This window comes from Sphingomonas sp. PP-CC-3A-396, from assembly GCF_004343105.1.
In the GTDB taxonomy this organism is placed as follows: Bacteria; Pseudomonadota; Alphaproteobacteria; order Sphingomonadales; family Sphingomonadaceae; genus Sphingomonas.
Genome location: NZ_SLYF01000002.1, coordinates 242,410 through 256,524 on the forward strand (window position 1 = coordinate 242,410; position 14,115 = coordinate 256,524).

General features: G+C 65.2%; 10 protein-coding genes. 3 read left to right on the plus strand and 7 right to left on the minus strand.

Going from position 1 to position 14,115, the window contains the following annotated elements:
- Positions 1 to 143: 143 nt before the first annotated feature.
- From C8J40_RS04810 to ligA, 4 genes are all read right to left on the minus strand, one after another.
- The gene (locus C8J40_RS04810) at positions 144 to 941 is read right to left on the minus strand and encodes a LytTR family DNA-binding domain-containing protein (RefSeq protein WP_031393111.1); all 798 of its coding nucleotides are present in this window, start codon (positions 939 to 941) and stop codon (positions 144 to 146) included.
- A complete protein-coding gene (locus C8J40_RS04815; RefSeq protein ID WP_132896034.1) occupies positions 938 to 2,068 on the minus strand; it encodes a histidine kinase in 1,131 nt (376 codons plus the stop codon). Before C8J40_RS04815 ends, C8J40_RS04810 begins: the two co-directional genes overlap by 4 nt.
- A 138-nt stretch (positions 2,069 to 2,206) precedes the next feature.
- Positions 2,207 to 5,506 (minus strand): carboxypeptidase regulatory-like domain-containing protein, encoded by a 3,300-nt coding sequence (locus C8J40_RS04820; protein WP_132896035.1) that lies wholly within the window; start codon positions 5,504 to 5,506, stop codon positions 2,207 to 2,209.
- Positions 5,507 to 5,715: 209 nt separating this feature from the next.
- On the minus strand, positions 5,716 to 7,839 hold the full coding sequence (gene ligA, locus C8J40_RS04825) for an NAD-dependent DNA ligase LigA (protein ID WP_132896036.1): 2,124 nt from the start codon (positions 7,837 to 7,839) through the stop codon (positions 5,716 to 5,718).
- A 115-nt stretch (positions 7,840 to 7,954) separates the two neighbouring features.
- Between ligA and C8J40_RS04830 the strand changes: the two genes are divergently transcribed.
- Complete coding sequence (locus C8J40_RS04830) at positions 7,955 to 8,926, plus strand: SDR family oxidoreductase (protein WP_132896037.1); 972 nt, start codon at positions 7,955 to 7,957, stop codon at positions 8,924 to 8,926.
- A 281-nt stretch (positions 8,927 to 9,207) separates the two neighbouring features.
- On the opposite strand, the gene C8J40_RS04835 is transcribed toward C8J40_RS04830, so the two are convergent.
- On the minus strand, positions 9,208 to 9,876 hold the full coding sequence (locus C8J40_RS04835; RefSeq protein WP_132896038.1) for a Crp/Fnr family transcriptional regulator: 669 nt from the start codon (positions 9,874 to 9,876) through the stop codon (positions 9,208 to 9,210).
- Positions 9,877 to 9,973: 97 nt separating this feature from the next.
- On the opposite strand from C8J40_RS04835, the gene C8J40_RS04840 reads away from it, so the two are divergent.
- Both C8J40_RS04840 and C8J40_RS04845 read left to right on the plus strand, forming a co-directional pair.
- Positions 9,974 to 10,753, plus strand: coding sequence for a class II aldolase/adducin family protein (locus C8J40_RS04840; protein ID WP_132896259.1), 780 nt, complete (start codon positions 9,974 to 9,976; stop codon positions 10,751 to 10,753).
- Positions 10,754 to 10,902: 149 nt separating this feature from the next.
- Positions 10,903 to 11,250 (plus strand): hypothetical protein, encoded by a 348-nt coding sequence (locus tag C8J40_RS04845; protein ID WP_132896039.1) that lies wholly within the window; start codon positions 10,903 to 10,905, stop codon positions 11,248 to 11,250.
- Positions 11,251 to 11,325: 75 nt separating this feature from the next.
- Here the strand turns inward: C8J40_RS04845 and recN are convergent, their stop codons facing one another.
- Positions 11,326 to 12,990, minus strand: a complete 1,665-nt coding sequence (gene recN / locus C8J40_RS04850; protein ID WP_132896040.1) for a DNA repair protein RecN — start codon at positions 12,988 to 12,990, stop codon at positions 11,326 to 11,328.
- Positions 12,991 to 13,069: 79 nt separating this feature from the next.
- The gene (locus C8J40_RS04855) at positions 13,070 to 14,032 is read right to left on the minus strand and encodes an outer membrane protein assembly factor BamD (RefSeq protein WP_132896041.1); all 963 of its coding nucleotides are present in this window, start codon (positions 14,030 to 14,032) and stop codon (positions 13,070 to 13,072) included.
- Between the last annotated feature and the right edge of the window lie 83 nt (positions 14,033 to 14,115).

Sequence of the window (14,115 nt, forward strand, 5' to 3'; positions counted from 1 at the left end):
CCCCAACCACACCCCCCCCCGCGTCCGTCATCCTGACGAAAGTCAGGATCCAGGGTAACAAGCGTTGCCCTCAATGACTCTGGATCCTGACTTTCGTCAGGATGACGGGGAGGGCGCGAGAATAAGGGGAAGGGTCCCCTACCTCAGTGGACGAACCGCGCCACAACATCACGATACGACCGCGAAACCTTCACGCTCGCACCTGAATTCAGCACCAGGAAACACTCGCCATTGGTATGCGGCTTGACCTGCTTCACCAGATCCAAATTCACGATCGTCGACCGGTGCACCCGCTGGAATCGCCGCGGATCAAGCCGCTTCTCCAGATCCTTCATAGTCTCGCGCAAAATCAGCGTATTATCGCCGGTATATATGCACATGTAATCGCCGGCCGCATCGATCCGCTCGATCGTATCGACATCGACGCGGAAGATCTGCCCGCGATCCTTGATGTTGATGAGCTTCTCGAACCGGTTCGCCGACACGGCGTCCCCATCCGGCATGTCCGCCGCCGCATCCGGCGCGACATCGGCAAGCACTTCGCGCAACCGATCGACCTCCTCGACGCCGCGCTTCTCCGACAGACGCTGCCGAACCCGCTCGATCGTATCCGCCAGCCGCGATTCCTCGACCGGCTTCATCAGGTAATCGACCGCTTGAGCCTCGAACGCGCGCAAGGCGTGATCGGAATAGGCAGTGACGAACACGAACAGCGGTGGCTCGACCTCCATCAGCCCCTGCACGACGGAGAACCCGTCGAACCCCGGCATCTGGATGTCGAGGAAGACCAGATCGGGCTTGTGCGTCTTGATCGCGCGAATCGCCTCGCGGCCGTTCGAGCATTTTTCGATGATCTCGACGTCTTCATGGGCCTGGAGTCGGAGTTCCAGCCCCTGGATCGCCAGCGGCTCGTCGTCGACGAGAATGGTACGGATGGTCATGCGGCCTCTCTGTTCACGTCTTCAAGCTGATACGGAATCTCGATCTCGACCGAGAAGCCGCCAGCGGGCGTGGAGCGGGTTTCGAAACGGTGGTCGGGCCCATATGCCTGAGCCAACCTGTCTCTAATATTAGCGAGCCCCACGCCTGTCGAATGGCTTGAACCGATCCGGCCCTCGATCAAGCCCGGACCGGTATCGGATACGGCGATCTGCACGCGTTCCCCGGCGAGCCGCACTTCGACGCAGATTTCGGCGCCTTCCTCCTGCGGGGTGACGGCATATTTGATCGCGTTTTCGACCAGCGGTTGCAGCAGCAGCGACGGCAAACGGGCCCGTTCGGCGCGCGGATCGATGTCGAATTTCGGCCGCATCCGATCCTCGAAGCGCATCTTCTCGATCTCCAGATACAGCTTCAGCTGATCCACCTCCTGCGCGACGGTGACGTGCGCGGTCGGCTCGTTCGCCAGCGTATAGCGCAGGAACGACGACAACCGGCTGAGCATCGCGTTCGCCCGCTCGGTCTGCTTGAGCAGCACCAGCGTCGAGATCGAGTTTAGCGTGTTGAACAGGAAATGCGGGTTGAGCTGATACCGCAGCATCGCCAGTTGCGCCGACGATGCCTGGTTCTCGAGATGCTCCATCTGGTCGATTTGCTGCTCGACGATCAGGTAGAAATTGATCCCGAAATACAGCGCCGACCAGCCGAACAACACCGTGAAGGTAACGTACACCGAGCCCAGCAGCCGCGTCAGCGTAACGCCTGGCGTCGCGGTCGCGATGAACGAGAAGGTGAACGCGTCGAGCACCGCATACAGGAACGTCGCCGCGGCCAGCGTCGCAATCGTCAGGAAGATTCCGACCAGCCGGTTCATCTGCCGATACTGGCCGTACATCGTCGAGAGCAGCAGCGTGATGCAGTAGCCTACGATCGCCTCGACGATCACCGGGATCACCCCGTCGAGCGACAGCCCGTTCGAGATCGACACCACCCCGCGCAGCAACAGATACCCGCTCCAGCCAACCGCCTGGAGGATCCAGAACGCGCGCGCCTTGTTCTCGAAGAACGGTCGCGCGGTGAAGGGCAGCCGCCGGGTTTGGCCGGGGGACGGGGCGGAGGAAATAGCCATTGGCCCGCGGTCTTACACGCGGCGCAACGGACACGCAAAACCCGTGAGCCGCGTATCTTTAGTGATGCTGTAACGAAAAGGGCCGCCGCTCCCCTAGAGGAACGGCGGCCCGGTTCGACCGATTACGTCAAGCGTAGCTTAGAAGGTAAAGCGTGCGCCGATACGGATCAGGTACAGCGAACCGTTGAATACCGGCGCGCGAGCCGTCGCCGGCTCAATGAACGACGAGTAGCGATACTGCGTGCACGTCTGGTTTGCGGCAGTGTTGACGACGCCCGGAGCGCCGGTCGCGGTTGCGACAGCAAGGCACTGAACCTGAACGACCGACGCGGTCGACGGGAAGGCGAGCTGACGCAGACCGCCCCACTTGCTGTTGAGCAGGTTCGGAAGGTTCTCGATATCGCCGAAGATCGTCACGCGCGATCCGCCGATGAAGGTCGGAACCTGCTGTTCGAGATGGAGATCGATACGCGTGAAGGCACGGCTGCGGGCGATGTTGCGGCCTGCGATCTTGCCGCGATAGTCCTTCAGCTCGGTTTTGTTGATCAGGTTATCGAGCGCAGTCTGCGTTCCCGGCGTGTCGTAGCTGACGAGCGGATCGTTTGCGCCGGTCGGCACGTACAGCAGGTAGCGACCGTTGTTCGACAGCGTGCCGAACACCGGGCTGCGGTTGCTGGTACCGCCACTCTGGTCGATCATCGTGAAGCTGTAGTTACGGCCTGCGCGCGTCTCGCCGAACAGCTGGATCGCGGTACGATAGTCGCCGAAGAACGCATGATCGAAGCCGATGTTGTACTTGAATGCCCACCGTGTTTCGTCGTTCGACCGGCCATACGCCGCGAAGTTCGGATCGACCATCGCCGCGTTGCCATAGTTGGACAGTGCGGTCGACGACGTGGCCGGCGTTGCATCCTTCACGTCCTGCCACGTGTAGCTGCCGCCGAGCGACAGACCCCAGTCGAACGTCTTGGAGGCACGGACATCCCACACATGACCGCGGCCGCGGTTGGTATTCCCCAGCACGATATCCGTGTTCGGATCGGTAACACTGATGCCGCCGGCGTTGGTCCGTGCGGCATAGCGTGGGCGGCCATCGGGCAGGCGTCCGATCACCACCGAGCGGGCGTCGCTGAACTGAACCTGCTGGATGACCTTGGAATAGATATAGTCGGCGCCGAACTCGATGCCGAACAGGTCATAATCGGCGGAGAAGGTCGCCTTCAACGTCGACGGGATGTCGAAGCTCGGATCGATCGCATTGACCGGCGCGGTGCTGAGCGAGCCCGTGTTGGTCGACAGATAGTTTGCGAGTGCCGCCGGAATGGCGGCACCATTGACGTTGTTGAGCGCGGCATCGCCGACGGCGACCGGCTGGTTATAGGCCGACGCGCCGCTGGTGATCCGGTTGACGGTCACCGAGTTGGTGACCACGCCGGTGTTCGAGAAGCTGTTCGACAGGTACACGTCGGGTGCGCCGCCAGCGAAGATGCCGGCACCGCCGCGCAGCTTCAGGCGCGCGACCGGCGGCTTGAAGTCGAAGCTGATGCGCGGCTGGAACGCGCCCAGACCCTTGAAGTTCTTGGTGTTCGCAAAACCGACGCGGTTCTGGAAGTTGGCGTTGTACGGGATGCGGCTCTGCATGTCGTACAGGTCGTAGCGTGCGCCGTAGGTCAGGTTCAGCGTATCGCTGACGCGCCAGCTGTCCTGTGCGCCGAAGGTATATTGCTGATACCCAAAGTCTGCCGCTGCATCGTCCGTGTTGAGCGAGACGGCGTCCTGGTAGGTCACCTGGTTAGCGCGCCGCGCCTGGAAATCGGCAAGCGAGTCGAAATAATACGAGCCGGCGGAATTCTGAAGGAACAGGTTCTTGATCGTCACGCGCGAGAATTCGCCGAGCAGGCGAATGCTGTGGTCGCCGACCGTGACGTTGGCCAACGCCGATCCGCCGAACGTTTCCGTGGCGAAGGTGTTCGACTGGCTGGAAGCGTCCGGCCCGAATGCGATGACCGGGGTGCCGGTGCTGCACGACTGAGCCTGGCCGCCGGTGCCGACCGAGGTCGGATCGAGGCAGACGCGGAACTGGGCGAAATCGTTGCCGCGCAGCGGATCGCGGGTGCGGGTGTACTTCTTGTACGTGCCGCGGACTTCGGTCGAGAACGTGTCGGACCAATCCGAGTTCAGCTGTGCGATGCCGGCGCGGAGCAGTTCACCCAGCTTGTAGCCGTTGGAGTCGAGCGAGAAGCCCGGCGACGCGGCCGACTGCGAGTTGCTGCCGCTGACGACGAACGAGTCGAACGCGTTGACGTAGGACAATGCGAGCTTCTGGCCATCGGTGATGTTCCAGTCGAGCTTGCCGACGATCTTCTCGTCCTTCTGCTGCGCGATCGAGAGGATCTCGCCCGCGTCATAGCCATAGACCGACTGAGCGATGGCGGCGACGTTGTCGACCTGGGCGGTCGTCAGGAAGTTACCCGTGCCGAACGGCACCTGCGACGGCGATGCGATCGTCAGCGGGCGGGCTTCGGTGTTGCGCTCGGCCGAGACCATGAAGAACAGCTTGTCCTTGATGATCGGGCCCGACAACGTCGCGCCATAGGTTTCCGACTTGAAGTTCGTGTCGGGGCGCGTGAACGAGCCGATCTTTTTGCCGTACAGGCCGTCGGTGTTCTGCGAGTAGAAGCCGGTGCCGTGGAAATCGTTGGTGCCCGACGCAAGCGTCGCGTCGATCGCGCCGCCCTGGAAATTGCCCTGGCGGAAATCATACGGTGCGATCGAGACCGACACCTGCGCGATGGCGTCGAAGGGGATCGGACCGCGCGCGGTAGGGCTGGCATCGGGGTTCAGGCCAAAATTGTCGCTGACCGACACGCCGTTGATCGAGAAGCGGTTGAAGCGCGGGTTGCTGCCGGCGAACGACACGGCGCGGTTGTTCGACAGATCGAGCGTGGCGAACGGATCGCGGCGCTGGATGTCGCGAATGTCGCGGTTGACCGAGGCGACCTTGCTGATGTCGCGTGCACTCAGCACGGTCTGCGGGCCATCCGACGACGTCCCGGCGCCACGGATCGACGATGCGGTGACGACGATCTCGTCACTGGATGCGGTGCCCCCTGCGGCCAGTTCGATCGGCAAATCGAACGGCTGGCCGATGACGGTGAAGATGTCGGTGACGCTGGTGCTGCCCTGCGCCGACGCGATGTCGACGGTGAACGGGCCGCCGGCGCGCAGGCCGGTGACGATGAACGTCCCGCTCGCATCGGTCGTCGCGGTCGAGCGCGTGCCTGACGGGACGTTGGTGATGACCACCGTGGCGCCGTTGACGGGTACGCCGGCAGACTGGACCGAACCGCGGATCGTCGCCGTCGTGTCCTGCGCCATGGCGGCGGCAGGTGCGACGAGCGCAACGACTGCCACACCCAGGAAAAGGTTGTTCCGCATCAGTAATTACCCCTTTGAGAGCCCGCGGCTCCGAATTTCGCGACTTCATGTCGTGTTAATCCGGCCCTGCACTTCGAATATTTCGGATATGTGACATTGGCGAGTCGGGAAGTGTCATGGACACACTCGGTCATACCGCGTTGCAAAAAAGCCACGCAGTGGAACCGTTTCGGCCAGGATGGAACCGCCGACCAGCAGTGTCGCGCGCCTCAGCTGGCGGCGACGATCTCCGCCCATTCGGCTTCTGTGATGACGCGGATGCCTAGGTCTGTGGCTTTCTTCAGCTTGGAGCCCGCCCCCGGACCCGCGATCACGAGGCCGGTCTTGCTCGACACCGACGCCGCGACTCGCGCGCCGAGCGCTTCCGCCTGCGCCTTCGCCTCGTCGCGACTGAGCGTCTCGAGGCTGCCGGTGAAGACCAGGATCTGGCCGGTGACCGGCGATTCGCGCGTCTCGTGGACGACGTCTGCGGGCTTCACTTCGCGCAACAGGTCGAACACCACGTGGCGATTATGCGGCTCGGCGCAGAAGCCGACCAACGCGCTCGCGACCTCGGGGCCGATGCCGGCGGTTTCGATCGCGCCGACCAGCAGCTTATCGCGGCGGAGCACGAACTTCCGCTCGGGTTCGCCGATCACCGGCTCGATTTGGCTGCGCAGGAATACCGCGTGCCGCAGCACCGCGCCGAGTGCTTTCGCCGACACATAGCGTCGTGCGAGGTCACGCGCGGTAATCTCGCCGACATGGCGGATGCCGAGCGAGAACAGGAAGCGGTCGAGCGGGATCGTCCGCTTGGTCTCGATCGCCGCGATGACCTTCGCCGCCCACACGCGCCCGTCTTTCTTCCTCGCCGCTAGCTGTTCCTCGGTCAGGCGGAAGATGTCGGCGGGCGATTCGATCAGGCCGTCGCGGAAGAACGCTTCGATCAGCGTCTGGCCGAGCCCGCCGATGTCGAACGCATGGCGCGAGGCGAAGTGGATAAGCCGTTCGACCCGCTGCGCCGGGCAGATCAGCCCGCCGGTGCAGCGATAGACGACCTCGCCCTCCTCGCGCTCGGCGGCAGACCCGCATTCTGGGCAGACATGCGGGAAGACATACGCCTCGCGCTCGGCGTCGGGCGTCAAATTTTCGACGATCTGTGGGATGACGTCGCCGGCGCGCTGGACGAGCACGCGGTCGCCAGGCCGAACGCCGAGTCGCTCGATCTCGTCGGCATTGTGGAGGGTCGCGTTAGTTACGACGACGCCGCCGACCGTCACGGGAGAGAGGCGCGCAACGGGGGTCATCGCGCCGGTGCGGCCGACCTGGATGTCGATCCGCTCGAGCAAGGTCTGCGCACGCTCGGCGGGGAATTTGTGCGCGATCGCCCAGCGTGGGGCTTTGGCGACCTGACCCAGCCGCGCCTGCCAGTCGAGCCGGTCGACCTTGTAGACCACGCCGTCGATATCGAACGGCAGGTCGGCGCGCTCGGCTTCGATTTTCCGGTAGACGTCGAGCGCCGCTGCCACTCCTTCGACCCGTGCGAACCCGTCGGCGATCGGAAAGCCCCAGTTGCGCAAGGTGTCGACCACCTCGGCCTGGGTATCACCCGGCACAACGCTGGCTTCGCCCCAGCCGTGCGCGAGGAACCGGAGCGTCCGGCTCGCGGTGACGCTCGCGTCCTTCTGGCGCAGCGATCCGGCGGCGGCATTGCGCGGATTGGCGAACTGCCTCGCGTCCTTGCCGGTCTCCTCCGCCTCGGCGAGCAGGCGCGCGTTGAGCGCAGCGAAATCGTCCTTCGCCATATACACCTCGCCGCGAACCTCGAAGATTGCGGGCGCTTCACCTTTCAACTGTTGGGGGATGTCGCCGATCGTACGGACGTTCGCCGTCACGTCCTCGCCGACCTGCCCGTCGCCCCGCGTCAACGCCTGCACGAGGCGCCCCTCTTCATACCGCAGGGAACACGACAGCCCGTCGATCTTCGGCTCTGCGGTCAGCGCGACCGTCGCGTCGTCCGCGAGCTTCAGGAACCGGCGCACGCGCGCGACGAACTCCTCGACCTCCTCGTCGGCGAACGCGTTGTCGAGGCTCATCATCGCCTTGGCATGCGCGACCTTCGCCAGATGCCCCGCCGGCGCCGCCCCCACCGTCCGGCTCGGGGAATCGCTCCGCACGGCGCCCGGAAACGCAGCCTCGATCGCCGAATTGCGCCGTACCAGCGCGTCATAGTCGGCGTCGCTGATCTCGGGCGCGTCGTCGGTATGATAGCGGGCGTTATGATACGCGATCTGCGCGGCGAGCGTCTCCAGCTCGGCGGCGGCTTCGGTCTCGGTCGCGGGAAGGTCGGTCATTGCGACGGGTTAGGGGAGGGGGGCGTCTTTCGACAAGACCTGGATCAACATGGCGTGAACATTCGCGTGACTTAAACGCTGACATCGCAAGGTAATTTTTCCGGGAAGCGCAATCATGACAGACACCAGCCGCCGAGACCTGTTCAAGGGCGCCGCCGTCACCGGCCTCGCCGCCGCCGCCGCGCCGGCCTTTGCGCAAGGGCAGGCGCCACTCGCCGATCCGCAGACGCGCTTCGTTTCCACGCCCTTCCCCGAACAGCGCCAGAAATGGCCCGCGCTTCAGCGCGACATGCGCCCCGTCCCCGATTGCGGCGAGGCGAGCTATCGCGGTTCGGGGCGTCTTGCCGGGCGGAAAGCGCTGGTCACCGGCGGCGATTCCGGGATCGGCCGCGCGGCGGTCATCGCGTTCTCGCGCGAAGGTGCCGATGTCGCGATCAACTATTATCCCACCGAGGAGCCCGATGCGCAGGATGTCGCCAAGCTGCTCCGTGCCGAGGGGCGGAAGGTCGTCCTGATCCCCGGCGACCTGACCGATGCGAAATTCTGCAACGACCTGATCGCACGCGCCGCGCGTGAACTCGGCGGGCTCGACATCCTCGTCAACAACGCCGCGTACCAGCAGTCGAAGGCCTCGATCGCAGAGATCAGCTTCGAACAGTTCGATCGCACGATGAAGACCAACGTCTATGCGATGTTCCACCTCTGCAAGGCGGCGATCCCGCTGATGAAGCCGGGTGCGTCGATCATCAACACGGGGTCGGTCAACTCGGTCGATCCGGGCGAAGAACTGCTCGACTATGCGACCACCAAGGGTGCGATCTTGATCTTCACCAAGGGACTGGCGAAGCAGCTCGGCAAGAAGGGCATTCGTGTCAACATGATCGCGCCGGGCCCGGTGTGGACGCCGCTGCAGGTCGCGGGTGGACAGCTGCCGGGCAAGATGGGCGAGTTCGGGCAAGACACGCCGCTGGGTCGCGCGGGTCAGCCGGCGGAACTAGCGTCACTGTTCGTAACGTTGGCGGAGACGGGGACCAGCTTTACGAGTGGTAGCGCGTTTGCGGCCACGGGTGGCAGCGGGGTTCTGTAACGGGAGCCAACGATCCTCCCCCGCAAGGGGGGGCACCGAAGGTGCCGGAGGGGGAGGACCGAAAACGCTGGTTGCTCGTGCCTCCCCCTTCCGTCTGGCAAGGGCCAGCCACCTCCCCCTGGCGGGGGAGGATCGGAGACCGCAGAGCCTCACTCCACCCCGGCGAAGGCCGGGGCCCAAGTGGAAAGGCCGCAGTAACGGAGCGATGCGCATCGTTATCACCGTCCCCCAATTGGGCCCCGGCCTCCGCCGGGGTGGTGCTATTCATGAGGCGCGACGACTCACCCCGCACCCAACCGACGCAACCCTTCCGCATCCACGACCCTGATCCGCGCATATTCGACAGCAATCACCTCTTCGCGTTCCATCGCCTTCAGCGCTTTGTTGAGCGTCTGCCGCGACACGCCGATCATCGTGGCGATATCCTCCTGGCGAAGTTCGATGCTGCTCCCGCCCGCGGCGCGCGCGAGGCCCCCCAGCGTCCTTGCCAATCGCACCGGAATCGGCTGCGCCAGCGTATTCATCATGAACGCCAGCGACGCACGCTGGTGCGCACACGCCAGCAGCGCGATGTCCCACCACAGTTCGGGCGTGGCGCCCGCCAGCCGCCGGAACGCGTCGATCCCGATATGCAGCACGCGCGCCGGCCCGAATGCGACCGCATCATGCGGCCTCGGCCCCGCGTCGAGCGTCGACAGCTCGCCGAACCACGTGCCCGGCCCCATCATCAACACCACCAGTTCGGCACCGACCGCGGGATAGCCGATCAGCCGGACCTGCCCGTCGAGCACCGCCCACAGCCCATCGGGCGGGTCGCCGACGCCGTACAACCGCGTCCCCGCCGCGACAGAACGCACGCTCGCCTGCGCCAGCAACAGCGCGCGCCGCTCGGCCGGCACCGCACCGAACCAGGAGTCCGATTCGAGCTGCGCGTGATCGATCGACGACATCGCAGAAGTGTCGGCCGATCGCCGGGATTGTCAATCTGGTGACATTTCAGGGGCCTGCGCCATGCTATGCTAAGCCCATAAAAACAGGAGATGGATGATGGCGACCGCACTCAGGACCGAACCGACCGTACGCGACCTCGTTTCGCCCGAGGAATGGGCGCTGCGCGTTGATCTTGCCGCCGCATACCGTCTGGTGGCGCATTATGGCTGGGACGATCTGATCTTCACGCATCTGTCCGCGCGCGTGCCGGGGCCCGAGCATCATTTCCTGATCAACCCCTATACGCACATGTTCGAGGAGATCACCGCGTCGTCGCTCGTCAAGATCGACGTGAACGGCGACAAGGTCATGGATACGCCCGCGCCGGTGAACCGTGCAGGGTTCGTGATACACTCGGCGGTCCATGCCGCGCGCGAGGATGCGGTCGCGGTGCTGCATCTGCATACGCCGCACGGCCAGGCGGTGTCGGCGATGGCGGAGGGGCTGCTCCCGCACACGCAGACCGCGATGATCGCCGGGCACGACGTCGCGTATCACGACTTCGAAGGGATCGCGACCGAGCTCGAGGAGCGCGAGCGGCTGGTCGAGGATCTCGGCACCAAGCACAGCATGATCCTGCGCAACCACGGCACGCTGACCGTCGGCGAGTCGATCCCGCAGGCGTTCCTGCGGATGTATTTCCTCGAGCGCGCGTGCGAGGCGCAGGTGCTGATGCTGAGTGCGGGCCGTGAGAATCTCAACACCCCGAACCAGGGCGTGGCGGAGAAGGTCGAGGGCCAGTCGAGCGGTCCGGGGATGCGGATGCTGGCGGACGGGCTGGCGTGGCCGGCGCTGTTGCGGAAACTCGACCGGATCGACCCGAGCTATCGCGATTGAGGTAAGGGGCGGGCTGCTTGGGGGCTGCCACCCCGGCGGAGGCCCGGGGCCCAGTAGGCAAGGTCGTTGTAACGGTTCGTAGCATTCGCCAAATACTGTTTCCCAGCTGGGCCCCGGCCTCCGCCGGGGTGGAAGGAGAGATACGTGTGGTGAAAACGGCGTCCGTTGTTTTGTCGGCGCTGTGTCTCGCCACGCCCGCCATGGCGCAGCAAACCCATGTCTCGCCAAAGCCTGCCCCGGCGATCGGCTATGATTGGAACGATGATTCGTCGGCCGACGACCGCGTCCAGCAGACGCTGTGGCCGCGCTCGGACGCCAGCGCGGCGGGGCTCGACGACATGATCCACACCGAGCAGACGCCCATCCGCGCCGCGATCCGCGAAGACGGCGGCTTCGGCAGCCGCGCGCTGCACGGCATCCGCAAGGTGGGTGGTGACTACATCGTCGTGCCGGTGTTGAAGATTCATCTGGGGCATCCGCGGCAAGCCACGCCCTAATTCCAAACGTTGGTCGAGGTGTTCAAGTGGGGCGCGCGAAGTGGATACGCAGCCGGCAGGCCAGGGCCCGAGACCTCAGGCCCGCTCGAGCAACCGCTCCGCCTGCGCCCGCGCCTCGTCGGTGATCTGCGCGCCGGACAGCATCCGGGCGATTTCCTCGCGCCGTTCGTCTTCGGACAAGGCGCGTACACCCGTTCGCGTGACCGTGCCGTCGCTGCTTTTCGCGATCAGCAGGTGCTTGGCGCCGCGTGCCGCGACCTGCGGGCTGTGCGTCACCACCAGCAGCTGCGTGCTCTGCGCGAGCCGCGCCAAGCGTTCGCCGATCGCGCTGGCCACCGCACCACCGACGCCACGGTCAATCTCGTCGAACACCATCGTCGACGCGCCGCCCTCTTCCGCCAGCGCCACTTTCAGCGCGAGGATGAAGCGCGACAATTCGCCGCCCGATGCGATCTTGGTCAGCGCCGCGAACGGTGCACCCGGATTGGTCGAGATCTCGAACTCGACGCGGTCCTTGCCCGCCGCCGACCAGCCCTCTTCGCCAAGCGGCGCGACCACGGTCTGGAACCGCGCCGCGTCGAGCTTCAACGGTGCCAGTTCGCCCGCAACCGCAACGTCGAGCCGCTTGGCCGCCGCCAGCCGCCGCTTTGTCAGCGCGTCCGAGGCCGTGTCATACGCCTTGCGCGCGGACGCAACGCGAGCCTCCAGCACGGCAATGCCGCCTTCGCCCGCATCGAGGCGCTCCAGCCGCGCGCGCATCTCGTCCGCCAGCGCCGCAAGATCATCCGGCTGCACACGGTGTTTGCGCGCCATTGCCCGCAACTCGAACAGGCGCGCCTCGTCATCCTCCAGCGCGCGCGGATCATAGGCGAGTTCGGCGCGCGCATCGCGCAACTGTTCTTCGGCGACCGACGCTTCGATCACCGCGCGGTCGACCGCTGCCAGTGCCTCGCCCAGCGCGACATGATCCTCCGCGATCCGCTCCAGCACGCGCGCCGCCTGGCGCAGCTTCGCCAGCCCGCCGTCCTTGCCCTCGAGAAAATCGTCGATCGCCGCCAGATCGTCGGCGATCTTTTCCGCGCGTTGCATCGACCGCCGGGTATCCGCCAACGTCTCTTCCTCGCCAGCGACCGGCGCCAGCGCATCCAGTTCGGCGACGGTATGCTCGAGCCATTCGCGATCGCGCGCCGCGGTCTCGATATCCGCGCGCGCCGCCGCCAGTTCGGCCTCCGCGGCACGGAACCCGGCATAGGCCTTGCCCGTAGCGCCTGGCTCGGTCCGCCCGAAGATGTCGAGAAGCGCGCGATGTCCGCGGGCATTCAACAGCCCACGCTCGTCATGCTGACCGTGAATCTCGACCAGATGTGGCGCCATCTCGCGCAGCAGACCCGCCGACGCCGGCTGGTCGTTGACGAACCCGCGACTGCCGCCATCCGCCTTGACGATCCGCTTCACGATCAACGGCTCGCCGCGTTCGATCTCCAGACCGTTCTCGTCGAACAGCAATGCGAGCGGCGATTCGGGGGCAGGGGCGTCGAACGTCGCGGTGACGACGGCCTGCGTCGCGCCGTGCCGCACGAGCCCGCTATCGCCGCGTCCACCGAGCGCAAGCCCCAGTGCGTCGAGCAGTATCGACTTGCCTGCGCCGGTCTCGCCGGTCAGCACGCCGAGTCCTTCGCCGAATCCTAGATCCAGCGCCTCGATCAGCACCACGTCGCGAATGGAAAGGTCGGTCAGCATCGTGCGCGTCTTAGACGATCAGCGCGCGAAAATGATCCCCTATTGTTCTCACGTCCGTGTTCTCATGGCGGTCCGGCGATCAGTTGCCGGGGCCGGTCCGCGTCGCGCTGCCCGGACCGACCGGTGCTGGGCTCGAAACGCTGCCTGCACCGGTACCACCGGTGTTGCCGTTCGCCTTGGGAAGCTCCAGCACGCCGGTACCGGGCGTCCCCGCGGTCCCGGTCGGAATGATTGCCTCGCCCGGTGCCAGCGGTGCGATCGGCTTGACCGGATGCTCCTGCATCAGCTTGTAGGCGTGATCGTACCAGTCGGTGCCGGGATAGTTGCGGCCAAGCACCGCGGCAGCCTTCTCGGCCTCGATCGGCACGCCGAGCTGCAGATACGTCTCGGTCAGCCGCATCAGCGCCTCGGGCGTGTGCGTGGTCTGCTGGAACTTGTCGACCACCGTGCGGAACCGGCCGTTCGCCGCGAGCCACTGGCCGCGCGTCTCGTAGAACCGCCCGATCTCCATCTCCTTGCCGGCGAGATGGTCGTTGACCAAATCGATCTTGAGGCGGGCATCCGACGCATAGCGCGTGTTCGGATAGCGGCGCATCAGTTCGCCCAGCGAATCGAGCGCCTGGCGCGTGATCTTCTGATCGCGCGTGACGTCGGTGATCTGCTCGTAATAGCCGAGCGCGATCAGATAATAGGCGTAAGGCGCGTCGCGGTTGCCGGGATGGACAGCGAGGAAGCGCTGCGCCGAGCTGATCGAGGCGGTATAGTCCTTGGCGAGGTAATAGCTGAATGCCGACATGATCTGCGCACGGCGCGCCCAGATCGAATAGGGATGCTGGCGCTCGACCTCGTCGAACAGCTGCGCCGCTTCCTTGTAACGCCCCTGATCGAGCCGTGCCTTGGCGGTCGAATACAGCGTGCCGACGTCGCGCGCGACATAGGGCAGATCGCCCTTGGCGGCGCGGCCACCCGCACAACCGGCCATGGGGAGCGCAAGCGCGGCGAGGAGCGTGACCGCGAGGGCACGAGACTGGGTGATACGCATTGGCGTGATCCTTAGCGTAAGCGGATAGCCACGAACAATCCTTTTCGCCGGGCGGGTCTTGCCCCTTTCCTGAAGCCGGATCG

Excerpts from the sequence above, each read along its gene's own strand:
- C8J40_RS04840 (WP_132896259.1), top strand. The coding sequence starts at position 9,974 with ATGGCGACCGCACTCAGGACCGAACCGACCGTACGCGACCTCGTTTCG.
- C8J40_RS04815 (WP_132896034.1), bottom strand. The coding sequence starts at position 2,068 with ATGGCTATTTCCTCCGCCCCGTCCCCCGGCCAAACCCGGCGGCTGCCC.
- C8J40_RS04830 (WP_132896037.1), top strand. The coding sequence starts at position 7,955 with ATGACAGACACCAGCCGCCGAGACCTGTTCAAGGGCGCCGCCGTCACC.
- ligA (WP_132896036.1), bottom strand. The coding sequence starts at position 7,839 with ATGACCGACCTTCCCGCGACCGAGACCGAAGCCGCCGCCGAGCTGGAG.
- recN (WP_132896040.1), bottom strand. The coding sequence starts at position 12,990 with ATGCTGACCGACCTTTCCATTCGCGACGTGGTGCTGATCGAGGCGCTG.
- C8J40_RS04835 (WP_132896038.1), bottom strand. The coding sequence starts at position 9,876 with ATGTCGTCGATCGATCACGCGCAGCTCGAATCGGACTCCTGGTTCGGT.
- C8J40_RS04820 (WP_132896035.1), bottom strand. The coding sequence starts at position 5,506 with ATGCGGAACAACCTTTTCCTGGGTGTGGCAGTCGTTGCGCTCGTCGCA.
- C8J40_RS04855 (WP_132896041.1), bottom strand. The coding sequence starts at position 14,032 with ATGCGTATCACCCAGTCTCGTGCCCTCGCGGTCACGCTCCTCGCCGCG.
- C8J40_RS04810 (WP_031393111.1), bottom strand. The coding sequence starts at position 941 with ATGACCATCCGTACCATTCTCGTCGACGACGAGCCGCTGGCGATCCAG.